The organism is Enterobacter cloacae complex sp. P18RS, from assembly GCF_014982105.1.
Classification (GTDB): Bacteria; Pseudomonadota; Gammaproteobacteria; order Enterobacterales; family Enterobacteriaceae; genus Enterobacter; species Enterobacter hormaechei_C.
Genome location: NZ_JADCKV010000016.1, coordinates 21,057 through 45,400, shown reverse-complemented (window position 1 = coordinate 45,400; position 24,344 = coordinate 21,057). Strand labels below are relative to the sequence as shown.

Sequence of the window (24,344 nt, the reverse complement as noted above, 5' to 3'; positions counted from 1 at the left end):
ATCCTTCCCCCACCACCATCACTTCCAGATTCTTAAGCACTCACTCAAGCACAATGCTCCATATTTCTCGATGCCGGGAGTAATCCTTCCCTGCCTGTTTTCCCCGGTGGCGCTTCGCTTACCGGGGCTACGAATAGGGTCTGTAGGCCGGGTAAGGCGCAGCCGCCACCCGGCATCCGCACGCCCCCCTGGATCGGGGACAAAAAAAACCCCGCAAATGCGGGGTTGTATTAATACAGCGAATCAGCGACGAGCACGCACAACCTGATATTTGCGCGTCAGGTACTCCACCGGCGCACTCCAGATGTGCACCAGGCGAGAGAACGGGAACAGCACAAACAGGGTCATACCCAGCACCAGGTGAACGCGGAAGATAAACGCCACGCCGTCCAGATGCTCAGAAGCGCCCCCGCGGAAGGTCACGACAGACTGCGCCCATCCAACCAGCTTCATCATCTCGCTGCCGTCCATATGCTGCGCAGAGAATGGAATGGTCAGCAGACCAAGCGCACACTGCACCATCAGCAGGGAGAGGATCAGGATGTCCGCTCCGGTCGTGGTAGCCCGCACGCGTGGGCTGAACAGACGTCGTTTCAGCAGCAGCAGACCACCCACCAGGGTCATCACGCCACAGGTGCCGCCGGCAATCATCGCCATCTTCTGCTTCACTTCAATCGGCAGCCACGCTTCGTACATCCAGTGCGGAGTCAGCATCCCCAGGAAGTGGCCGGCGAAAATTCCCAAAATCCCGATGTGGAACAGGTTTGACGCCAGGTTCATCCCTTTACGATCCAGCATCTGGCTGGAGGCAGCACGCCAGGTGTACTGGCCATAGTCATAACGCAGCCAGCTTCCCACCAGGAACACGGTGCCCGCGATATACGGGTAAATGTCAAAGAAGAACATATTCAGGAAGTGCATTAGTGCTGTCCTCCGTTAGAGATATTCAAATATTGCGGAGCCACCGCTCCGGCAAAACGACGCTGATGCGCGGAGATTTCAGATTCGCCACAGCTCTGGTCAGCAAAGAATTTCACCTGCTCTTCTTCCCAGACGGCATCCAGTGCTTGTGGGGTATCGTCACGGGCTTCATCCGCAATTTTTTCCGCCACTTTTTGACTGTCAACCGAGGCGTTAGCCAGTTTCACCAGCAGATCGAACAGGACTGCATAGCTGCTCTCACGTTGCTGGAGACGCGCGCCGAGCAACGCCAGAATAGGAGCAATGTCCTGCAACCCGCCCAGCGCTTCCTCTTTCGGCAACTGTGCCAGATATTCCAGATACAGCGGCAGGTGATCCGGCAGCTCGCGGCTGTCAAGTTGCAAACCGTGCTGCTCGTACTGGGCCATCAGATCCACCATCGCCTGACCACGGTCGCGGGATTCACCGTGAACGTGTTCGAACAGCAGCAGAGACGTGGCACGGCCCCGGTCAAACAGCTGGCTGTAGTCCGCCTGCGCATCAAGAAGATCGCGTGCCAGCAGATCGCGGAGGAAAACGCCCAGCTTCTGGGCATCCTCTTTATCCAGGTTTTCAGATGACGCGAGTGCATCAAAGAGTTCCTGTTGATGCTGCACAAGCGCAGCATCAGGGTACTCGAGCAGACGCGAAACAATGACGAGTTCAATCATTGGTGCGGCTCCGTTTTGCTGGTCACATCCATCGCGTCAATGCGGCGGCTGTTGAACAGGTTGAATTTGCTGTCTGACCCGTGGCAACCGTCGCCAAAGGTAAAGCCACACCCACTTTTCTCCGGGAAGGCCTCGCGAGCCAGTTCACGGTGGCTGCTCGGCACCACGAAACGATCTTCGTAGTTAGCGATTGCCAGATAGCGGTACATCTCCTGCGCCTGCGCCTCGGTCAGACCAACCTCCTCCAGCGCGCGGGTATCGTTAACGCCGTCAACGGTTTCGGCACGTTTGAAGTGACGCATCGCCAGCATACGTTTCAGCGCCAGCAGTACCGGCTGGGTATCCCCTGCGGTGAGCAGGTTGGCCAGATACTGAACCGGGATACGCAGGCTTTCCACGTCCGGCAGAATGCCGTTGCTGCCCAGCTCACCCGCGTCAGCGGCAGACTGAATCGGCGACAGCGGCGGCACGTACCAGACCATCGGCAGCGTGCGGTATTCCGGATGCAGCGGCAGGGCCAGCTTCCAGTCCATCGCCATTTTGTACACCGGAGACTGCTGCGCGGCGTCGATTACGCTCTGCGGAATACCGTCTTTCAGCGCCTGCTCAATAACCTTTGGATCGTTTGGATCGAGGAAGACGTCCAGCTGACGCTGATACAGATCTTTCTCGTTCTCGGTGCTTGCGGCATTTTCAATCGCGTCCGCGTCGTACAGCAGCACGCCGAGGTAGCGGATACGACCTACGCAGCTTTCTGAGCAGACTGTCGGCATACCGGCTTCGATACGCGGGTAGCAGAAGATGCACTTCTCAGACTTACCGCTCTTCCAGTTGAAGTAGATTTTTTTGTACGGGCAGCCGGTGATGCACATACGCCAGCCGCGGCACTTGTCCTGGTCGATCAGCACAATGCCATCTTCTTCACGCTTGTAGATGGCGCCGCTTGGGCAGGTCGCCACGCACGCCGGGTTAAGGCAGTGTTCGCACAGGCGCGGCAGGTACATCATGAAGGTGTTTTCGAACTGGCCGTACATCGCCTTCTGCATGTTCTCGAAGTTCTGGTCTTTGGCGCGTTTTTCGAACTCGCCGCCCAGAATCTCTTCCCAGTTTGGACCGCTGGTAATTTTGTCCATGCGCTGGCCGGTGATCAGCGAGCGAGGACGGGCGATCGGCTGGTGTTTGCTTTCCGGCGCGTTGTGCAGGTTCTGGTAGTCGTAATCAAACGGCTCGTAGTAATCATCAATGCCCGGCAGATGCGGGTTAGCGAAGATTTTTCCCAGCAACATGGCACGGTTACCCATGCGCGGTTGCAGTTTGCCGTTGATTTTACGGATCCAGCCGCCCTTCCACTTCTCCTGGTTTTCCCAGTCGGTCGGGAAGCCGGTGCCCGGCTTGCTTTCCACGTTGTTGAACCAGGCGTACTCCATACCTTCACGGCTGGTCCAGACGTTTTTACAGGTGACCGAGCAGGTATGGCAGCCGATGCATTTATCCAGATTCAGCACCATGCCGACTTGTGAACGAATTTTCATTTTACGCTCTCCTGTACCTGGTCATTACCTTCGCCATCTAACCAGTTAATATTCTTCATCTTACGTACCACCACGAACTCATCGCGGTTCGATCCTACGGTGCCGTAGTAGTTAAAGCCGTAGGCCAGCTGGGCATAACCACCGATCATGTGGGTCGGCTTCGGCGTAATACGGGTCACGGAGTTGTGAATACCGCCGCGCTGCTCGGTGATCTCAGACCCCGGCAGGTTAACGATACGTTCCTGCGCGTGGTACATCATGGTCATCCCGGCCGGTACACGCTGGCTCACCACCGCACGTGCCGTCAGGGCGCCGTTGCTGTTGAACACTTCGATCCAGTCGTTATCTTCGATACCGAGATCTTTGGCGTCCGCTTCGCTCATCCAGACGATTGGCCCCCCGCGCGACAGCGTCAGCATCAGCAGGTTGTCGCTGTAGGTGGAGTGGATACCCCACTTCTGGTGCGGCGTCAGGAAGTTCAGCGCCTTCTCAGGGTTACCGTTCGATTTCGCGCCCATCACCGCTTTCACGGAGCGGGTGTCGATTGGCGGACGGTAAACCAGCAGGCTTTCACCGAAGTCACGCATCCACTGGTGATCCTGATACAGAGACTGACGGCCAGAAAGCGTGCGCCATGGGATCAGCTCGTGAACGTTGGTGTATCCGGCGTTATAGGACACATGTTCATCTTCGAGGCCAGACCAGGTCGGGCTGGAGATGATCTTGCGCGGCTGGGCCTGAATATCGCGGAAGCGGATTTTCTCTTCCTCTTTATTCTTCGCCAGGTGCGTGTGGTCACGACCGGTAAACTCGCTCAGGGCCGCCCACGCTTTCACCGCCACGTGGCCGTTGGTTTCCGGGGCCAGGGTCAGGATCATCTCTGCCGCATCAATTGCCGTGTTCAGCATCGGCTGGCCTTTCGCCGGGCCGTCTGCTTTGGTGTAATTGAGCTTGCGCAGCAGGTCCATTTCGCTCTGGGTGTTCCAGGCGATGCCTTTACCGCCGTTACCGATCTTCTCCATCAGCGGGCCGATAGAGGTAAAGCGTTCGTAAGTTGCCGGGTAATCACGTTCAACCGGAATAATGTGCGGCGCGGTTACGCCCGGGATCAGGTCGCACTCGCCTTTTTTCCAGTCCTTCACGTCCAGCGGCTGCGCCAGTTCGGCAGCGGAGTCGTGCTGGATTGGCAGCGTCACCACGTCGGTCTCTTTGCCCAGGTGCCCTACACAGACTTCGGAGAATTTCTTCGCAATGTCTTTGTAAATTTCCCAGTCGCTTTTTGATTCCCACGCCGGGTCAACGGCCGCCGACAGCGGATGAATAAACGGATGCATATCCGACGTATTCATGTCGTCTTTTTCGTACCAGGTGGCAGTAGGCAGCACGATGTCGGAGTACAGGCAGGTACTGGACAGACGGAAGTCCAGCGTCACCACCAGATCCAACTTGCCGTCGAGACCGTTGTCTTTCCACTCCACTTCTTCCGGCTTCACGCCGCCCTGCTTGCCGAGATCTTTACCCTGAATACCGTTTTCGGTACCGAGCAGGTATTTCAGCATGTACTCGTGACCTTTACCGGACGAACCCAGCAGGTTAGAGCGCCAGATGAACAGGTTACGCGGATGGTTTTTACCGTTCTCCGGCTGTTCTGCCGCGAAGCGGATTGAGCCGTCTTTGAGGGATTTAACGGTGTAGTCCACCGGTGACATGCCCGCCTGCTTCGCCGCTTCCGCAATACGCAGCGGGTTCGTACCCAGCTGCGGCGCAGACGGCAGCCAGCCCATACGCTCAGCGCGCACGTTGAAGTCAATCAGGTGGCCGCTGTAGCGGGATTTATCCGCCATTGGCGAAAGCAGTTCCTGGGCGGTAACCGTCTCGTAGCGCCACTGGCTGGAGTGGTTATAGAAGTAGGAGGTGCTGTTCATGTGACGAGCCGGACGCTGCCAGTCAAGGGCAAACGCCAGCGGTTGCCAGCCGGTCTGCGGACGCAGTTTTTCCTGGCCCACGTAGTGCGCCCAGCCGCCGCCGCTCTGCCCGACGCAGCCGCAGAAGATCAGCATGTTGATCAGGCCGCGATAGTTCATATCGAGGTGATACCAGTGGTTCAGACCGGCACCGACGATGATCATGGAGCGACCGTGGGTTTTGTCGGCGTTTTCCGCAAATTCGCGGGCGATACGGGTGATCTGGGCGCGTGGCACACCGGTGATCTGCTCCGCCCAGGCTGGGGTATAAGCCTTCACGTCATCATAGCTGGTCGCGCAGTTTTCGTCGTTCAGGCCGCGCTCCAGGCCGTAGTTCGCCATGGTCAGATCGTAGACGGTAGTGACCAGAGCAGTAGAACCGTCCGCCAGTTGCAGGCGCTTCACCGGCAGCTTGTGCATCAGAACGTTTTGCAACTCAACCTTGTTGAAGTGCTCGGAACCTTCACCACCAAAGTACGGGAAGCCGACATCGGCGATCTCATCCTGGCTGCCCAGCATGCTGAGACGCAGCTCCGTCTCTTCACCCGTGGTGCCGTTACGCTGCTCCAGGTTCCATTTGCCTTTTTCCCCCCAGCGGAAGCCGATAGAACCGTTTGGCGCCACCAGCTCGCCGTTGCTGTTGCAGGCGACCGTTTTCCACTCCGGGTTGTTTTCCTGACCCAGCGCGTCCACCAGATCCGCGGCACGCAGCATACGGCCTGCGGCGTAATAGCCGTCACGCTCTTCGAGCATCACCAGCATTGGCATGTCGGTGTAGCGACGCACGTAATCGGTGAAATACTGGCTTGGCTTGTCGAGGTGGAATTCACGCAGCATGACGTGGCCCATCGCCAGCGCCATTGCGGCATCGGTACCCTGTTTCGGCGCCAGCCACAGGTCGCACAGTTTGGCGATTTCGGCGTAGTCCGGGGTCACGGCGACGGTTTTGGTCCCTTTGTAACGTACTTCGGTAAAGAAGTGCGCATCCGGGGTACGGGTCTGCGGAACGTTAGAGCCCCAGGCGATGATGTAGCTGGAGTTATACCAGTCGGCGGACTCCGGCACGTCGGTCTGCTCACCCCAGGTCTGTGGTGACGCTGGCGGCAGGTCGCAGTACCAGTCGTAGAAGCTCAGGCAGGTACCACCGATGAGTGACAGGTAGCGCGCGCCGGAGGCGTAAGAGACCATCGACATCGCCGGGATTGGCGAGAAGCCTGCCACACGGTCAGGACCGTAGGTTTTCACGGTGTAGACGTTGGAAGCCGCAATCAGCTCGTTCACCTCTTTCCAGGAAGAACGAACGAAACCACCGCGACCACGCGCCTGTTTGAAGCTTTTCGCTTTGTCGGCATCTTCAATGATGGAGGCCCAGGCATCAACCGGATCGCTGTGCTGCACTTTCGCTTCACGCCACATTTTCATCAGGCGTTTACGCATCAGCGGGTATTTCAGACGGTTGGCGCTGTAGAGATACCAGGAGTAGCTGGCCCCACGCGGGCAGCCGCGCGGCTCGTGGTTCGGCATATCCGGACGGGTACGCGGATAATCGGTCTGCTGCATTTCCCAGGTCACCAGACCGTTTTTAACGAAAATCTTCCAGCTACATGAGCCAGTGCAGTTTACGCCGTGGGTAGAACGGACAACTTTGTCATGCTGCCAGCGTTGACGGTAACCGTCTTCCCAGTCCCGGTTGGTATCCAGAACCTGGCCGTGCCCATCGGCAAAAGTTTCACCCTTCTGTTTGAAGTAGCGAAACCGGTCCAAAAATTTGCTCATCGGGTATCTCCTGTGTGGAGCCTGTGGCTCTCTAAATCGACATTGCTGATTTGCAGCGAAGGTAACGCTATGAAAGATGGTGAGAATTGATAACGATCAAGACGAAGGGGGACTCTGAGGGGAGGTATTAGATCAAATACCACCAAAGCGGTAGCCATTAATATTTTTTAACTTTATGATTTATATAGATATATTTTATTTATCGTACAATAAGCGAGGCAAAATTTAACATCTTAGGTATTAAGGGGTAGAAACACCTGTAAAGCGATGGCGATCACAGCGTTACCTGCGTATGACCACAGGAAAAGCTATTAGTATGTTGTAACTATTTAGCGATTAAAAAAAGCGCGGCACTCAGGCCGCGCAAACGGATAATCAAGCTTACTTGTTTTTCTTGGTATTACGGCCATATACCAGCCAGGTGATGACCACGCAGGCGATATAGAAGACGAGGAATATTTTCATCGCACCCGCCGGAGAGCCGGTCAGATCCAGTGAGATACCGAACGCTTTTGGAATAAAGAAGCCGCCAATCGCGCCAATCGCAGAGATAAACCCAAGCGCCGCAGCGGTATCGGTGGCGGCTTCACGCATTGCCTGCTCGTCGCTCCCACCCTGCGCTTTGACGCGGTCCATGGTCAGTTTGCGGAAGATGACAGAGATCATCTGGAAAGTAGACGCACTGCCCAGCCCGGCGGTCAGGAACAGCACCATGAATACGCCGAAGAAGGCAAAGAAGTTACCTCCCTCACCACCCGCAGGCAGCGTCAGGAACAGCAGCGCACAGAAGATGGCCATCACAACAAAGTTCACCAGCGTAACGCGCGTTCCCCCCAGACGGTCGGAGATCATCCCGCCCAGCGAACGTGCCAGCGCGCCGATAAACGGACCGAAGAAGGCAAACTGAAGGATCTGCACGTCCGGGAACTGGGTTTTAGACAGCATGGCAAAGCCTGCTGAGAAACCGATGAACGAGCCGAAGGTCGCCAGATACAGCAGCGCCATCACCCACAGGTGGCCACGCTTCAGCACTGGCAGCTGCTCGCTCAGTGACGCTTTGGACGCGGACAGATCGTTCATGAAGAACCACGCCGCCAGGGTAAAGACCACCAGGAACGGTACCCAAATCCAGGAGGCGTTTTGCAGGAACAGCACGGAACCGTCGGGCTGCGTCACACCGCCGCCGCCAAAGGCCGCAAAGATGGAGACAGAGATCGCCAGCGGGGCAATCAGCTGCATCACGCTCACGCCCATATTACCGAGGCCGCCGTTAATGCCCAGCGCACCACCCTGCTTCGCTTTCGGGAAGAAGAAGCTGATGTTTGCCATACTGGACGCAAAGTTCGCCCCCGCAAAACCGCACAGCAGAGAGATAATCACGAATACGCTAAACGGTGTGGAGGTATCCTGCACCGCAAAACCGAGCCACACGCACGGTACGATCATGATCCCGGTACTGAAAGCCGTCCAGCGACGACCGCCAAAGACCGGCACCATAAACGCGTAAGGAACGCGCAGCAGTGCGCCTGAAAGCGACGGCAACGCGGTCAACATAAACAGCTGATCGGTGGTAAAGGTAAAGCCCACTTTTGGAAGGTTAACCGCAACCGCACTAAACAACATCCAGACGCAAAACGCCAGTAACAGACATGGAACGGAAATCCACAGATTACGACTTGCTACACGATGGCCGCGCTGTTGCCAGAACGCCGGATCCTCTGGACGCCAGTCTGTAATAACGGCACCAGTTTCCCTTTCGGGAGCGGAAGAGTGACTCATAGACACCTCTGATTCTCGAATGATGCTGCAAACATTAGGGCTTTAGAGCGGCGGTAAGTTGATATAAATCAAAGGAAAAGTGGGAGGTTTTGCGGCGAAAAAAAAGCCATCACTCTTAATGAGTAGATGCAAAACGTAAAAAAGGTGTGGTTTTTCACGGTGCTGACGCATCCCTGCTTCGTCCACCCACTAACCGTTACCCCTCTGGCAATTTAGAGGTAATCCTTTATTGGTATGGGTATACTCCAGGGTATGCACCAGAATAGCGCCATTCCTGCAATCAGGTCACGTCAGGAGCCCGGCAACTCTATGTTAAAAAGATGTTTATCTCCGCTGACGCTGGTTAACCAGCTGGCGCTTATTGTTCTGCTGTCCACCGCTATCGGCGTGACCGGCATGGCCATTTCTGGCTGGCTGGTACAGGGTGTACAGGGTAACGCGCATGCCATCAACGAGGCAGGCTCGCTACGTATGCAGAGTTACCGGCTGCTGGCGTCGGTGCCGCTGACGCAGGCTGACCAACCGCTTATCGACGAAATGGAGCGTACCGCATTCAGCCCTGAACTGGAAAGAGCCGCCATCCGTGACGGTCAGCAATCTCAGCTTAAGGCGCTTCAGGGCTACTGGCATACCCAGCTGGAGCCTGGGTTAAAACGGGCGGAAGACCGAGAAACGGTCGCCCGGGACGTTGCCGGGTTTGTGTCACGCATAGATCATCTTGTCTCCTCATTCGATCGCACCACAGAGTTACGCATTGACCGTGTGGTGATGGTTCACCGCGCAATGGCGCTGTTTATGGGTTTGCTGCTGATTTTCACGGTTATCTGGCTACGCGCGCGGTTGCTTAATCCCTGGAAACAGCTCCTGGCGATGGCCCGCGCCGTCACACAGCGCGATTTTACCCAGCGCACGCACATCAGCGGGCGCAACGAAATGGCGATGCTCGGCGAGGCGCTCAACACCATGTCGGCAGAGCTATCAGAAAGCTACGCGGTACTGGAACAACGCGTCCAGGAGAAAACCGCCGGGCTTGAGCAGAAAAACGAGATCCTCTCTTTCCTCTGGCAGGCGAACCGTCGCCTGCATATGCAGGTCCCGCTTTGCGAACGTCTCTCGCCGGTACTGAACGGCCTGCAAAATCTGACTCTGCTCCGCGATCTTGAGCTTCGGGTTTACGACGTTGAGGATGAGGAAAACCATCAGGAATTTACCTGTCAGTCGGACATATCCTGCGACGATAAAGGGTGTCATCTGTGCCCGCGCGGCTTGCCGCCGCTTACCACCAGCGGCACGACCCTCAAGTGGCGGCTGATGGACAGCCATACCCAGTACGGTATTTTGCTGGCCACCCTGCCCGCCGGACGTCACCTGAGCCACGACCAGCAGCAGCTGGTCGATACGCTTGTTGAGCAGCTCACGGCCACGCTGGCGCTTGACCGCCACCAGGAGAAACAGCAGCAGCTGATCGTGATGGAGGAGCGTGCCACCATCGCCCGCGAGCTGCACGACTCCATCGCCCAGTCCCTCTCCTGCATGAAGATGCAGGTGAGCTGCCTGCAAATGCAGGATGAAGGCATGCCCGAGAGCAGCAAACAGCTGCTCAGCCAGATCCGCAACGAGCTTAACACCTCGTGGATTCAGCTTCGCGAGCTGCTGACCACCTTCCGTTTGCAGCTCACCGAGCCGGGGCTGCGCCCTGCGCTGGAATCCAGCTGTCAGGAGTTTAGCGCCCGGCTGGGCTTCCCGGTGAAGCTGGATTACCAGCTGCCACCGCGTTTTGTCCCCTCTCACCAGGCGATCCACTTGCTGCAAATTGCCCGCGAAGCCCTGAGCAACGTGCTCAAGCATGCCGAGGCGACGGCCGTCACGGTCACCGTCAGCTGCCAGGATAATCAGGTGAAGCTCAGGGTTCAGGATAACGGCCGCGGCGTGCCGGAAAATGCCGAACGAACGAACCACTATGGTTTAATTATTATGCGAGACCGCGCGCAAAGCCTGCGCGGTGATTGCCAGGTTCGCCGGGGAGAGTCAGGTGGCACCGAAGTTGTGGTCACCTTTATACCCGAAAAGCCCCTCATAACTGCTCAAGGAGAAAACCATGACTAATCAGGAACCGGCATCTATCCTGTTGATTGACGATCATCCGATGCTGCGCACTGGCGTTAAACAGCTTGTCAGCATGGCGCCAGATATCACCGTCGTCGGGGAAGCCAGTAACGGCGAACAGGGTATTGAACTTGCCGAATCGCTCGATCCTGATTTGATCTTGCTCGATCTCAACATGCCGGGCATGAATGGCCTGGAAACCCTCGACAAGCTGCGGGAGAAATCCCTCTCTGGCCGGGTGGTGGTCTTCAGCGTCTCAAACCATGAAGAAGACGTGGTCACCGCCCTCAAGCGAGGGGCAGACGGCTATCTGCTGAAAGATATGGAGCCGGAAGATCTGCTCAAGGCGCTGCAACAGGCTGCCGCAGGCGAGATGGTGCTGAGTGAAGCGTTAACGCCGGTACTGGCCGCCAGCCTGCGTGCGAACCGCGCCACGTCTGATCGTGACGTCAGCCAGTTGACCCCGCGCGAGCGTGACATTCTGAAGCTGATTGCCCAGGGGCTGCCGAACAAAATGATCGCCCGCCGTCTGGACATCACCGAGAGCACGGTCAAAGTGCATGTCAAACACATGCTGAAAAAAATGAAGTTAAAATCCCGCGTCGAAGCCGCCGTCTGGGTGCATCAGGAGCGCATTTTTTAACTTACTCATCCGGCAGCAACTTCCACCGTGGATCGTCGGCAGGCATTGCGACGAGCGGTTGCACCACGGAAAGCGTGATCTCATTGGAGGAGACACGCTGCCCATCCTTATCTTCCACCACGGCCGTAAGCCGCCATGCGTTTTTCGCCCCTTCTGAATCATCCCATACAGGCATGATCACACTCCAGCCATCGCTGCTGTTGCCGTTTGCCGGTGAGGTCAGGCTGAGCGCCTGGGTATCACCCAGCCAGTGGATCTGCCGGATACCGTGCGTGCTGCGAATTTGCAGCTTCAGCATCACCGTTTCGCCTGGCTTAAGATCCCACGGCGGCGTGGCCAGATATACCGAGAGGGTTTTGCGCTGACGGAATTCCATCACGGGCAGATTATCGCGATCGGGTGAATCATAGCGGCTGCCCCGCAGCGAGCGCGTCGCCGCCACTTCCCCGGCGGAAAGCTGTTTCGCCAGCGGCACGCCAAAACGATAGTTGAGCTTCAGCCCGAGGTTATTCTGGCTAACGCCGCTCTCCCCCTGCTTATGGGCAGCGGTCAGGGTGACCAGCGGTACGGGGGTATAGTTCAGCCCCAGGTTGACCGCAACCGGGTTGTGATACCCCGTACCGCTGTTAAACAGATCGACGTTATCGCCAAAATACTGTTCAAAGCTGACGCTGGTGTTCAGGTGGTGAAACCAGGGAAGCCAGGCTTTGGCCGTTACGTCGTATCCGCGCGCCATGCGCTGCTCGCGGATGTCGGAACGCGGCTGCCAGCCAGCGAACGGCTGGTAGTAATTGGCCGACAGGCGCAGGTTTTCACCCCACGCCTCTGCGCCCAGCCCGGCACGTTGCAGGTTGTCTTCCAGCAGGTTGTCGTAAAAAGTGTTGTAGCCCAGCAGCCAGTTTCCGGCAACCCAGCGCTGACCTGCCCCGACGTTACTCACCAGCCCGTCTGTCTGCTGCGTCAGCCCAAGCTGGCTCCAGCTCAGATAGCGGGTATTGTCGTTCCAGGGGATAAACCAGCTTCCGCTGCTGCCGTTAAAGTTGCCGTCGTCATCCACCAGCACATTGACGTTGGCGTTTCCCCAGGGTGAAAGCCAGGATTCAATCTGCTCGTTGACTTCCCCGCTCACGGCATCCCGCACCTTGCCAAACGCGAACTGTCGCGCCTGCTGCCCGGCCGTCAGGCCGTTATCGGTCATACTGGCTTCACCGAAGGCCTTAGCCATTTCAGCCAGATGCTTTTCGCCTTCGCTGGTCGGTTGCGCCATGCCGAGATCCGGCAGACTATCGCCGTTGTTATCAAACGGATTTTGCGCCTGCTGCACGAAGGATTTCGGCGCACCATGAACGGCTCCAGCCGTAAAAAGGGGGAGTAACAGCAAAAAACGGATGCGGGACGATACAGCCTTCAACGTCGTCAATCAGAACCTGTGTTTATGAACAAACACTTATTATGTTAACGCCATAAGCCCTGAAAACCAGTCTTAAGAGAAATTTCAGGAATATCCTGAAAAGATTTGTCGGGTGGCGGCTTCGCCTTACCCGACCTACAAATTCGTACCGGTGCGAAGCCGCCACCCGACGCCCTTTCACTATTATCCCAACAGCGCTTTCAGCTCCGGCACGCAGGAACCACAGTTCGTGCCGCAGCGCAGCTTCACGCCCAGCGCTGGGGCAGAATCACAGCCTCCGGCTATTGCCTTACGTATCGTATTTTCACCCACGCTGAAGCAGCTACAGATAATTCGCCCGGGATCGGCATCTTCGTCCGGCCGTTGCCCGTGCAGCAGCGCATGGCGTTCAGCAAGTTGGACGGGCGCAGCAGCAAAGGCTTCTTCAATAAACGCATGCGCCAGCGCCGGCAGCGTATGGCCCTCCCAGTAGCCCAGCATCAGCTCACCGTGATGCCAGGCGAGCACGCTGCTGCGTTCTCCCGTCTGTGCCACCTGTAACTGCCAGCCCCGACCGCTGGCGTACGCCATGATCCACGACAGCAACGGCTGCTCCCCCGCCACCGTCAGACGTGAGGCTTTACGCCACCAGCAGACCGACGGCGGCAGCGCTGGCAGCTCGCGGGCATACAGTTCACCCTGCCAGGCGGGTAGCCAGGGCATGATCCTCACCGCGGTTTGTTTACTCTCCGGCTGGCCGGACCCGGCATCAACCCGCCCTTCCACCAGCGCATTGACCTTACCCTGCCGGGCAAATTGTGCGTTCCAGTGCATCGGCGCAAACAGCTCGCCTGCACGCTGCGCGGTGGAGATACGTACTCTGGCAACCATCACTCCGCGCGGGGAGCTTACCCGCGCCAGCTGGCCGTCAGTCAGCCCGGCGCGCGCCGCATCGGTTGCGTTCATCTCAACAAAAGGCTCATCGATATGCTGCATCAGACGCGGAACATACCCCGTGCGCGTCATGGTGTGCCACTGATCGCGGATCCGCCCGGTATTCAGTATCAAGGGGTACCATTCGTCGACGCCTGCCCCATGCGGGGAGGGGTCAACCGGAACAAGCGTTCTTTGCGGGAAATCACCGGCATGCCACTGATACGGCGCCAGCTCGTCCCACGCCTCTCGCGACAGCGACGCCAGTTCGCGCAGGTTTAGCGCCCGTTCGCCGTTATTTTCAAACGCCGTCAGCGCCGCATGTTCACAAAATATCTCCTGAGGGTGTTCCCAGGCGAAGGCATCGCCATAACCGAGCTGGTCTGCGATCCGGGCGATGATCCACCAGTCCGGTCTGGCCTCGCCCGGCGCAGGCAGAAAGGCGCGCTGGCGGGAGATACGGCGTTCAGAATTGGTCACCGTGCCGTTTTTCTCGCCCCAGCCCAGGGCGGGAAAACGGATATGGGCAAACCGGCTGGTGTCCGTCTCCTGCATCACCTCAGATATCATGACCAGCGGGCAGGCCGCCAGAGCCTGGCACACCGCGTGGCTGTCGGGAAGTGACACGGCAGGGTTGGTACCCATGATCCACACCGCCTTCACCTCGCCGCGGGCAATAGCGTCAAACAGTTCCACCGCCATCAGGCCCGGGGTCTGCGCCAGCCGTTCCGTTCCCCAGAAACGCGCCACGCGCGCGAGATCGTCCGGCTCGAAGTTCATGTGCGCCGCCAGCTGATTCGCCAGTCCCCCCACTTCCCGCCCGCCCATGGCATTTGGCTGTCCGGTCAGCGAAAACGGGCCGCAGCCAGGACGGTTGAACTTCCCGCTGGCAAGATGCACGTTAATGATGGCGTTGCACTTGTCGCTGCCGCTGGAGGACTGGTTGATCCCCATGGTGTAGAGCGTGATCGCGCGTGGCGCGGTGACAAACCAGTCGTAGAAGGTGCCAATCTCGTCTGAAGGCAGATCGCAAAACGCCGCCACGCGAGGGATCGGCCACTCGCCGCGCCCCTGAATCAGATTGAGCAACCCCACAAACAGCCCGGCGTCACTGCCGGGTCTGAGCGCGAGGTGGAGATCGGCGATATCGCAGGTGGCGGTTTTACGCGGATCGATCACGACCACTTTCATCTGCGGATTGTTGTGTTTTGCCTGCACCAGCCGCTGATACAGCACCGGATGCGTCCAGGCCGCGTTCGAGCCAACGAGTACCACCAGATCGCTGTTTTCCACGTCCTCGTAGCTGCACGGCACCACGTCTTCACCGAAGGCGCGTTTGTAGCCCACCACCGCCGATGACATGCACAGCCGCGAGTTGGTATCAATGTTCGCCGCCCCGATAAAGCCTTTCATCAGCTTGTTGGCGGCATAGTAATCCTCGGTCAACAGCTGGCCGGAGGCATAAAACGCCACCGCCTGCGGCCCCCATTCGTTGATAATGTTCCGCAGCCGCTCGCCCGCTTCGCCCAGCGCCTGCGGCCATGTCACCTCCCGGCCATCGACAACCGGGCGCAGCAGGCGTCCCTGTAGCCCCGTGGTTTCCCCAAGGGCAGATCCTTTTACGCACAGACGACCGAAATTCGCCGGATGAGTTTCATCCCCCCGAATGCTCACCTTTTCACCGTCTGCGCTGGCGACCACGCCGCAGCCCACCCCGCAGTAAGGGCACGTTGTCCGAGTTTCCGTCATGAGGCCTCCGCGCGCATCACCAGCTCTTCATTTCCAACCCACACCTTGCCGTTTTCAATTTTTACCGGCCAGGCACGCACCGCAGGCGCCCCGCTCTCAGCCTGACACCCGTCGCGCAGACGAATACGTTGCTTGTAGAGCGGCGAGATCACCACCGGTTCCCCCGCCGCATCGCCGAGGATGCCGCGTGAGAGCACGTTCGCGCGGCTGCCCGGCTCCCGATCGTCGAGGGCATAAACGGTTTTGCCAAAGCGGAACAACGCAATCGGTTTGCGCCCAAGATGCGCGCCAATGCCCGCCTGCTCAGGGATCTCGTCGATATTACAAATTTCCTGCCAGCGCTTGTTCTCCTCCGCGGCGGGGACGTTCACCGCGGTGCGGAACAGCGCCAGGCGGTCAGGATCGTTAAGGGTGGTTTGCCATTCGCACTGGTAGGTCTCCACCACCCGGGCCATCTCCTGCTCCAGCTCGTGGGCGATCCCCAGGCTGTCGTTGAGGATCACCTCGCGCAGATAGTCGAGGCCGCCTTCCAGGTTATCCATCCAGGTACTGGTGCGTTGCAGACGATCTGCCGTGCGAATGTAGAACATCAGGAAACGGTCAACGGTCCGGATCAGCGTTTCGTCGTCCAGATCGCTGGCGAAGAGATCCGCGTGGCGCGGCTTCATCCCGCCGTTGCCGCACAGATAGAGGTTCCAGCCTTTGTCCGTGGCAATCACCCCTACGTCTTTGCTCTGCGCCTCTGCGCATTCACGGGTACAGCCGGAGACCGCCATTTTGATTTTGTGCGGCGCGCGCAGCCCCTTGTAGCGGTGCTCCAGCCTGACCGCGAGGCCGGTGGAATCCTGCACGCCGTAGCGGCACCAGGTCGACCCGACGCAGGATTTCACCGTGCGCAGGGATTTCCCGTAAGCATGTCCAGTCTCAAACCCGGCCTCTACCAGCGCCTGCCAGATTTCCGGCAACTGTTCGAGCGTGGCGCCAAACAGGTCAATACGCTGCCCGCCGGTAATTTTGCTGTAAAGGCTATAGCGTTTCGCGATCTGGCCGATGGCGATCAGCCCATCAGCCGTCACTTCCCCGGCGGGCATGCGCGGGACGATGGAGTAGGTTCCGTCCTTCTGAATATTGGCGAAATAGCGGTCGTTGGTGTCCTGCAACGGCAGATGCGCCGGTTTCAGCAGATACTCGTTCCAGCAGGAAGCCAATACCGATCCCACCAGCGGCTTACAGATCTCGCACCCGTGTCCCTGACCGTAGCGGCTGATAAGCTGGTCGAAGGTGCGGATATGGTTGACGCGCACCAGGTGATAAATCTCCTGACGCGAGTACGGGAAGTGTTCGCAGATATCCTTTTTCACCTCCACGCCCTGCTCTGCAAGCTGGAACTCCATCACCTGCTTCACCAGCGTGCTACAGCCTCCGCAGCCGGTCGCGGCTTTGGTGCACTGCTTAATGGCGCCGATATCCGTCGCACCCGCGCTTACCGCCTGGCAGATATCCCCTTTGCTGACGTTATGACACGAACAGATCTGCGCGCTTTCCGGCAGCGCCGCCACGCCCAGCGCTTTCGGCGCGCTGCCTGACGATACGGGTAAGATCAGCGTTTCCGGCTCTTTTGGCAGGCTGATGCCGTTGAGCATCATCTGCACCAGCGTGGCGTATTCGCTGGCATCGCCCACCAGCACGCCACCCAGCAGGGTTTTGCTGTCGTGGCTGACCACAATCTTTTTGTAGATTTGCTGCGGCCCGTGCGTCCACTGGTAGCTCAGCGCACCCGGCGTGCGCCCGTGAGCATCGCCAAACGACGCCACATCCACGCCCAGCAACTTGAGTTTGGTACTCATATCCGCGCCGGTGAAGCGCTTCTCCTCACCCGCCAGCACAGCGGCGGCCACGCGCGCCATCTGGTAGCCCGGTGCCACCAGGCCAAAGATTTTCCCCTCCCACAGCGCGCATTCACCGATGGCAAGCACATCCGGATCCGAGGTCCGGCAGCCGTCGTCAATGCAGATCCCGCCGCGCTCGCCGACAGCCAGCCCGCTGCTGCGCGCCAGCGCGTCCTGCGGACGAATACCAGCAGAGAAGACCACCATGTCCGTTTCCAGCTGTTCACCATCGGCAAAGCGCAGCACCAGCCCGTCGTCTGCGGTGGCAATCTCCGTCGTCGATTTACTGATGTGTACCCCTACGCCCAGCGCCTCAATTTTCTTACGCAGCATTGCCGCGCCGTCGCTGTCGAGCTGCACCGCCATCAGGTTAGGCGCAAACTCCACCACGTGGGTTTCCAGCCCGAGCTGCTTAAGCGCATTCGCCGCCTCCAGCCCCAGCAGGCCGCCGCCAATCACCACACCGCGGCGAGAGCCTGCCGCATGGGCCGCAATGTTGTCCAGATCGTCGAGGGTGCGGTAGACAAAACAACCCGGAAGATCGTTGCCCGGAACGGGTGGTACGAACGGGTACGAGCCGGTCGCCAGCACCAGCTTGTCCCAGTGAGTCTCATGGCCACTGGCGGTACGCACTACGTGTGCATCACGATCGATAGCGACGATCTGCTGCGAGAGGCGCAGCTCAATGCCGTTATCGGCAAAGAACTCCCCCGCCACCAGCGAGAGCGAGTCCGCGCTGCGTCCGCCAAAATATTCCGACAGATGCACGCGGTCATAGGCGGCATAGCGCTCTTCGCCAAAAACAATAATCTGATACTGCTGATGCAAATTGCGGTTAACGCAGTCTTCGAGGAAATGATGGCCGACCATACCGTGCCCAACCACCACCAGAGTAGGTTTTGTCATAGCGTTCTGTCCTGCAACCTGCGGTTGCGTTGTGAAACGATCGAACAGCCAGTCCGCGTGGGCGGGCGCAGCCGTTGCCAGTAAATCGGTAAAGGTTGCCGCGCTGCGGCAGTCACCCAGCAGCAGCACGCCAGCCAGCGCCCCCTGATGGATCAGTAAACGTCGATAGTGACGGGTCAGCGGGTCCCTTGAACTCCAGACCACATCGTCCGCCTGCGCCGTCGCGCGTCCGAGGCTGAACAGCGCCACGCCGTTCACCTTAAGGCGCACGCCGTTGTCGGTCAGGGTAAACGGCGCGGTGACCTCCCCGGCCAGCCGCGCGGCAAGAATATCCGCCTGCGCCAGACAGGGGGCCACCAGGCCAAACGTCTGGCCGTCAATTTCGCAGCACTCGCCGATGGCGTAGATATCCGGCACGGAGGTTTGCATCTGCTGATCCACCACGATGCCGCGCGCGCAGCGAATGCCGCTGGCTTTTGCCAGCGCGACGTTGGGCTGCACGCCCGTGGCCAGCACCACGCGCGTGGCGGCGATGCGGCGTCCGTCGAGCAACGTCACGGCATCGTCAGCGATGGCCGTGATGCCGGAGGCGAGTTCACAGCGTACGCCCCGCTTCGCCAGCGCCTCGTCAAGCAGCAGTCCCGCCTGCTGATCCAGCTGCTGTTCCATCAGCCACGTGCCGCGATGGATAAGCGTGACGTTGTCACCGTTTCGCGCCAGCGCTGCCGCTGCCTCCACGCCGAGTACGCCGCCGCCCAGCACTACCGCCGGCCCGGAGATATTCTGGATGGCGCGGGTCTCTGCCAGGGTGCGAAAGGTGAACACATGCGGTGCATCGCCGCCGCGGATCGGCGGCACTACAGGGGTAGACCCGGTGGCAAACACCAGCGCATCCCAGCCCAGCGTGCGAGCAGAGGTATGCACTTCACGCGCGTTGACGTCTACTGCGAGCGCCTTTTCTCCTCGCAGCACCGTCACGCCTCGTGCCGTGTACCAGTCTTCATCGTGCAGACAGATGTGCTCCGCCTGCTTTTCGCCACCCAGCACCGGTGAAAGCTGGATGCGGTTGTACGCCTGCTCAGGCTCGTCACCGATGACGGTGACAGCGAAACGACCGGGAACACGCCCGGTGAGCGACGCAATCAGCCGGGTTGCCGCCATACCATTACCGATAATGACCAGTCGCATCGTGCCCCCTCATTACGCCGCTTTCGGCTGTTTTTCGTAGAGGAAATGGAGGATCTGCTGGCGCATGTGGTGATAGCGGCTGTCATCCGCCAGCTGCACCCTGTTGCGCGGGCGCGGCAGATCGACGCGCAGGATCTCACCCACGGTGGCCGCCGGGCCGTTGGTCATCATCAGTACACGGTCAGAGAGCAGTACCGCCTCGTCCACGTCGTGGGTGATGAGCACGATGGTGGTGTTCAACGCCTGCTGGATCTGCATCACCGAGTCCTGAAGATGGGCACGCGTCAGCGCATCGAGCGCGCCAAACGGCTCATCCATCAGCAGCACTTTCGGCTTCATTGCCAGCGCCCGGGCAATCCCGACGCGCTGCTTCATACCGCCGGAGATCTCCCCGGGGCGCTTATGCAGCGCGTGGCCCATCTGCACCCGGTCGAGGTTGTGCTCAATCCACGCTTTGCGCTCGGCCTTACTCATGGTGTGACGGAAGACCTGATCCACCGCCAGCGCCACGTTGTCGAAGCAGGTCAGCCACGGCAGCAGCGAATGGTTCTGGAACACCACCGCGCGCTCGGGCCCCGGCCCGGCGATTTCGCGGTTGTCGCAAATCAGCCCGCCTTCCGTCGGCAGCGTGATCCCGGCGATCAGGTTTAACAGCGTCGACTTGCCGCAGCCGGAGTGACCAATCAGACTGACGGTTTCGCCCTCGTGGATATCAAAAGAGACGTTTTGCAGCGCCAGAAACTCGCCGCTGGCGGTGGAAAAACGCTGGCTCACGGCCTGGACCTGAATTAACGGTTTCATCTTCACTCCTTATTTTTCCTGCCAGCTAAAGCGACGGGCGATCAGCATCAGCCCCTGCTCCAGCAGCAACCCGACCACGCCAATGATGACGATGGCGATGAGAATGTTTTCGACGTTGAGGTTGTTCCACTCATTCCAGATCCAGAATCCAATGCCTAAACCTCCGGTGAGCATCTCGGCGGCGACAATCACCAGCCAGGCAATGCCAATGGAAAGACGTACCCCGGTGAGCACCGCAGGCAGCACGGCGGGGAAAAGAATGCGGCGCATGATGGTCCACTCTGAGAGTTGCAACACCCGGGCCACGTTGAGGTAGTCCTGCGGAATACGGCGTACCCCTTCAGCGGTGTTGATCACCATCGGCCAGATGGAGCAGATAAAAATGGTCCAGCTCGATGCAGGCTCCGCTTTCTGGAACAGCAGCAGGCCGATAGGCAGCCAGGCCAGCGGGCTGACCGGACGCAGGAGCGCGATCAGCGGGTTGAACATGCGCGAGAAAAAGGTGAAGCGGCCAATCAAAAAGCCCAGCGGAATGCCCGCCAGCGCCGCCAGACCGAAGCCGATGGCGACGCGCTGCAACGACGCCAGCACGTTCCAGCCAATGCCCATATCGTTTGGCCCGTCGCGATAAAACGGATCGGCAAACAGGGTCATGGCCGAATCGAGCGTGCTGAGCGGCGTCGGAAAGCCTTTACTGTTTATCGCCGCCAGCTGCCAGAGCACCACCAGCAGGCCGAGACCGAGCAGCGCCGGGATGACGCGCTGTAAAAAATCATTCATCCGACGCGTAAACGCTGGCGTACGACGGCGAACCTGTAGCGGAGGCAGGACAATCACTTCCCCGCTCTCTGACGTCTCTTGTGGTTTTGTATTTTGCAGATGCTGCATACTCAGGCCCCTTTACGGTGAATGGCGAAGCGGTTGGCGTACCCTTCCGGATCGGTGCCGTTCCAGACGGTGCCGTCCATCAGGGTGCTGCTGCGATACGGTGATGACGGTGTGGACATGCCGCCCACGGCAGTCGCGGCATCCTGCCAGACCGCGGTCTGGTTAATGCGCTGTGCAATGCCCGCGTAATCTGGCGCGGCGTTGAGCAAGCCCCAGCGGCGGAACTGGGTTAAGAACCACATGCCGTCGGAGAGATACGGGTAGCTCACGGCACCCTCGTTGAAGAAACGGATCGGGTGCGCATCCTGCCAGCGCTGACCGACCCCGTTGTCGTACTCGCCCAGCATACGTCCGGTGAGATACTGTTCCTTGCAGTTGAGCCAGGCGCGGCGCGAGAGGATCTGCGCGGTTTCGCGTTTGTTTTCCGCTGACGCCTCGATCCAGCGCGCGGCTTCCATCACGGCGCTCACCAGCGCCCGTGCGGTGTGCGGATTTTTCGCCACCCAGTCGCGTCGGGTGCCGAGGATCTTTTCCGGGTGATCGGCCCAGATGGACTGCGACGTGGCGGCGGTAAACCCGATGCGGTCGTTAATCGCCCGCGCGTTCCACGGCTCGCCGACGCAAAACCCGACCATGTTGCCAATGCGCATGTTCATCACCATCTGCGGCGGCGGCACCACCACGGTGCGCACGTCGTCAAACGGGTTAATCCCCGCGCTGGCCAGCCAGTAGTAGAGCCACATGGCGTGCGTTCCCGTCGGGAAGGTATGCGCGAAGGTGTAGGTTCCCGGCGCCTGCTGCGCAATCAGCTTTTTCAGCCCGTCGAGGTCACGAACGCCCCTCTCCGCCAGATCGCTGGAGAGCGTAATGGCCTGTCCGTTCTGGTTGAGGGTCATCAGGTTCGCCATCTGCTGCGGCTTGCCCGCGATACCCAGCTCCAGACCGTACAGCAGGCCGTAAAGAATGTGCGCGGCGTCCAGTTCGCCCGCCACCAGCTTGTCGCGCACCGCCGCCCAGCTCGCCTCTTTGGTCGGCACAATAGTAATGCCGTGTTTTTTATCGAACCCCTTCAGGGCCGCGATAACCACGGGCGCGCAGTCGGTCAGGGGGATAAACCCGATACGCACGGTATCCTGCTCCGGCTTATCTGACCCCGCCGCCCATGCGGCCTGCATGACACCCGGCAACAGCATCGCACCACTCGCCAGCATGCTGGCCTGCAATAACCGCCGTCTCGACAAATCCGCCATAATTGCTCCTGAAAAAAGGCAAAAAAAAGCGCCCGACGGTGCTGAAGCACCGCTGGACGCCTTTATCCTGAAGACGCATGCACCGCCGTTGGCGCATCGTCGAAAATGGTTAATCTGTTAATGCAAAGGTAATGCCAGCTTTTCATCCCCGGCGTTACGGGGTTTCTGCAAGAAGAGCGCTGTATTACGCACCTCAATCAGGCATAAAATGCCCACTGACTGTGCAACTACTCCCCAGGGGGTATCTTCCACAGATTTTTCACCGTCAGCAGCGCACGGGCGATATCCACCATGCGTTGGTTTTTATCCATCGCCATTTTGCGCAGGGCGGTCCACGCCTGCTCCTCGCTCATGTTCTGGTGCGTCATCAGCACGCTTTTGGCTTTGTCAATGGTCTTACGCTCCTCCAGCGTGTCGCGCAGAGAAGCAAGCTGACGGGAGAGTTGCTCAATTTCACGCGCCTGCTGGCGCACCAGCGGCAGCAGCGGTCTGTCAGGAAATCGCGCCAGGATATCGTCGTGCTCATCGTCTACGTGCAGGTTTTCGCTATAGCGGCGCTCCTCAACTGCCGTCATCAGATCGGCAATTGCCACCTCCTCCAGCGTGCGCAGGTGCTCAAGGCGCGCGGTTTGCAGGGCAAACCATTTGAGGGCGGTATCGCCGTTATCTGCCGGAGGCTGGCGGGTGCACGCTTCACGCCTGAGCTTTTCAGTCTCCAGACCCGGCTGGCAGTTGAGGATAAACGTCTCCTGCACGTCTGGAGTGCAATGGGAGATAAAAACCTCAAAGCAGGCCTGCTGGCCATCAATGCGATCCACCAGCCGCTGGCGGGTTTCATCGTCAAAGAATCCCTGGGTGAAACCAATAGCCCCCAGCGCCCGCTCTTGTCCCACAAGTTCTTTGCCCTGCATCAGGCTGTAAAGGGCCACAAATCGGCCCGCGATGTGCGGATCGTCAATGCTGTCGCTGAGTTGAGGTACGATACTGAGCAAATGACGCAGTATGCGGCTGTAGTGTTCCATCGCTTCCGGCGCGGTGACGCATTGGCCTGTAACGCCATCACGCAGCGCCGTTAGCGTCTCAAGGCCGTGCAGTGCGCTGGCAATACGTTCGCACAGGGCGCTGCCCGGCAGCGGTTCGTTAAACTGAAGGTGCAATGCGGCGAGGTTTTCATCCACCAGGGCCCTGCTGGCCTTGCATTCAGGCGCGTACAATTTGCCCTGCGAGCAGAGCCAGACATTTGACGCACCGCGCTCGCACTGTAGCATATGCACCAGTCGACTGATGCCGTTCACCAGTGCGCCCAGCTGCGCCAGTCTGCCGAGCTGTTCCTCGCGCAACATTCTCGCACGCTGGAACCATTCGGTTGCGCCAGGGGAACTGCCAGCCACTATCGTCATCGTTTCTCTCCCCGATACGTATTCTTCGGTACGAGAAGCAATATTCGTGCCTTTTCAAAGAACAGGAGTCAACATGCAGAAGATTGTGATCGTCGCCAACGGTGCGGCCTACGGCAGTGAATCCCTTTTTAACAGCCTGCGCCTGGCAATCGCGCTGCGCGATAAGGAGAGTGAGCTGGAGCTGCGCCTCTTTTTGATGTCCGATGCCGTCACGGCCGGGCTGAAGGGGCAGAAACCCGCAGAGGGCTACAACATTCAACAAATGCTGGAGATCCTGACCGCGCAAAACGTTGCGGTCAAACTGTGCAAAACCTGTACCGACGGGCGCGGCATTACGGGGCTGCCGCTGATTGATGGCGTGGAAATTGGTACGCTGGTGGAGCTGGCTGAATGGACGCTTTCCGCCGATAAAGTATTAACTTTTTAATAATAACCCGCTAAAAATATTATTTTCTTATGGACGCGGTTTCAGCATCAAGTTTACCTGCACCGTTGCCGATAGGCATGGAAACAACACAG

Annotated in this window: 15 protein-coding genes; 3 read left to right on the top strand and 12 right to left on the bottom strand. The window is 58.9% G+C overall.

Translation table 11 applies throughout. The features are described from left to right. Positions 1 to 243: 243 nt before the first annotated feature. The 5 genes from narI to INF61_RS12325 all read right to left on the bottom strand — a co-directional run bounded on the left by narI (position 244) and on the right by INF61_RS12325 (position 8,682). Positions 244 to 921, bottom strand: a complete 678-nt coding sequence (narI, locus tag INF61_RS12345) for a respiratory nitrate reductase subunit gamma (RefSeq protein ID WP_017693307.1) — start codon at positions 919 to 921, stop codon at positions 244 to 246. Continuing rightward, on the bottom strand, positions 921 to 1,631 hold the full coding sequence (narJ, locus tag INF61_RS12340) for a nitrate reductase molybdenum cofactor assembly chaperone (protein WP_022651366.1): 711 nt from the start codon (positions 1,629 to 1,631) through the stop codon (positions 921 to 923). Before narJ ends, narI begins: the two co-directional genes overlap by 1 nt. Then, the gene (gene narH, locus INF61_RS12335; protein WP_017384243.1) at positions 1,628 to 3,163 is read right to left on the bottom strand and encodes a nitrate reductase subunit beta; all 1,536 of its coding nucleotides are present in this window, start codon (positions 3,161 to 3,163) and stop codon (positions 1,628 to 1,630) included. Before narH ends, narJ begins: the two co-directional genes overlap by 4 nt. Then, on the bottom strand, positions 3,160 to 6,903 hold the full coding sequence (locus INF61_RS12330) for a nitrate reductase subunit alpha (protein WP_032669675.1): 3,744 nt from the start codon (positions 6,901 to 6,903) through the stop codon (positions 3,160 to 3,162). The genes narH and INF61_RS12330 overlap by 4 nt, the downstream gene beginning before the upstream one ends. A 381-nt stretch (positions 6,904 to 7,284) precedes the next feature. Continuing rightward, positions 7,285 to 8,682 (bottom strand): NarK family nitrate/nitrite MFS transporter, encoded by a 1,398-nt coding sequence (locus INF61_RS12325; RefSeq protein WP_017693303.1) that lies wholly within the window; start codon positions 8,680 to 8,682, stop codon positions 7,285 to 7,287. Positions 8,683 to 8,991: 309 nt separating this feature from the next. Here INF61_RS12325 and narX point away from each other — a divergent pair, with 309 nt between their 5' ends. Then, entirely contained in the window at positions 8,992 to 10,788 is a 1,797-nt protein-coding gene (gene narX / locus INF61_RS12320; RefSeq protein WP_032669674.1) for a nitrate/nitrite two-component system sensor histidine kinase NarX, read from the top strand. Next, a complete protein-coding gene (narL, locus tag INF61_RS12315; protein WP_003856701.1) occupies positions 10,781 to 11,431 on the top strand; it encodes a two-component system response regulator NarL in 651 nt (216 codons plus the stop codon). Before narX ends, narL begins: the two co-directional genes overlap by 8 nt. A gap of 1 nt (position 11,432) precedes the next feature. On the opposite strand, the gene INF61_RS12310 is transcribed toward narL, so the two are convergent. From INF61_RS12310 to nasR, 7 genes are all read right to left on the bottom strand, one after another. Beyond that, positions 11,433 to 12,851: a YchO/YchP family invasin gene (locus INF61_RS12310; RefSeq protein ID WP_045335051.1), complete on the bottom strand. Its 1,419-nt coding sequence runs from the start codon at positions 12,849 to 12,851 to the stop codon at positions 11,433 to 11,435. Positions 12,852 to 13,025: 174 nt separating this feature from the next. Continuing rightward, positions 13,026 to 15,503, bottom strand: coding sequence for a nitrate reductase (locus INF61_RS12305; RefSeq protein ID WP_193547791.1), 2,478 nt, complete (start codon positions 15,501 to 15,503; stop codon positions 13,026 to 13,028). After that, the gene (gene nirB / locus INF61_RS12300) at positions 15,500 to 19,486 is read right to left on the bottom strand and encodes a nitrite reductase large subunit NirB (protein ID WP_193547790.1); all 3,987 of its coding nucleotides are present in this window, start codon (positions 19,484 to 19,486) and stop codon (positions 15,500 to 15,502) included. The genes INF61_RS12305 and nirB overlap by 4 nt, the downstream gene beginning before the upstream one ends. Before the next feature lie 12 nt (positions 19,487 to 19,498). Then, positions 19,499 to 20,287, bottom strand: a complete 789-nt coding sequence (locus tag INF61_RS12295) for an ABC transporter ATP-binding protein (RefSeq protein WP_015570359.1) — start codon at positions 20,285 to 20,287, stop codon at positions 19,499 to 19,501. A 9-nt stretch (positions 20,288 to 20,296) separates the two neighbouring features. After that, entirely contained in the window at positions 20,297 to 21,175 is an 879-nt protein-coding gene (ntrB, locus tag INF61_RS12290) for a nitrate ABC transporter permease (protein WP_047062507.1), read from the bottom strand. Positions 21,176 to 21,177: 2 nt separating this feature from the next. Beyond that, complete coding sequence (locus INF61_RS12285; protein WP_045345075.1) at positions 21,178 to 22,425, bottom strand: CmpA/NrtA family ABC transporter substrate-binding protein; 1,248 nt, start codon at positions 22,423 to 22,425, stop codon at positions 21,178 to 21,180. Between the two features lie 227 nt (positions 22,426 to 22,652). Beyond that, positions 22,653 to 23,825, bottom strand: a complete 1,173-nt coding sequence (gene nasR / locus INF61_RS12280; protein WP_039270595.1) for a nitrate regulatory protein NasR — start codon at positions 23,823 to 23,825, stop codon at positions 22,653 to 22,655. Between the two features lie 73 nt (positions 23,826 to 23,898). Here nasR and INF61_RS12275 point away from each other — a divergent pair, with 73 nt between their 5' ends. Then, a complete protein-coding gene (locus INF61_RS12275; RefSeq protein WP_017384253.1) occupies positions 23,899 to 24,252 on the top strand; it encodes a DsrE/DsrF/TusD sulfur relay family protein in 354 nt (117 codons plus the stop codon). Positions 24,253 to 24,344: the final 92 nt, after the last annotated feature.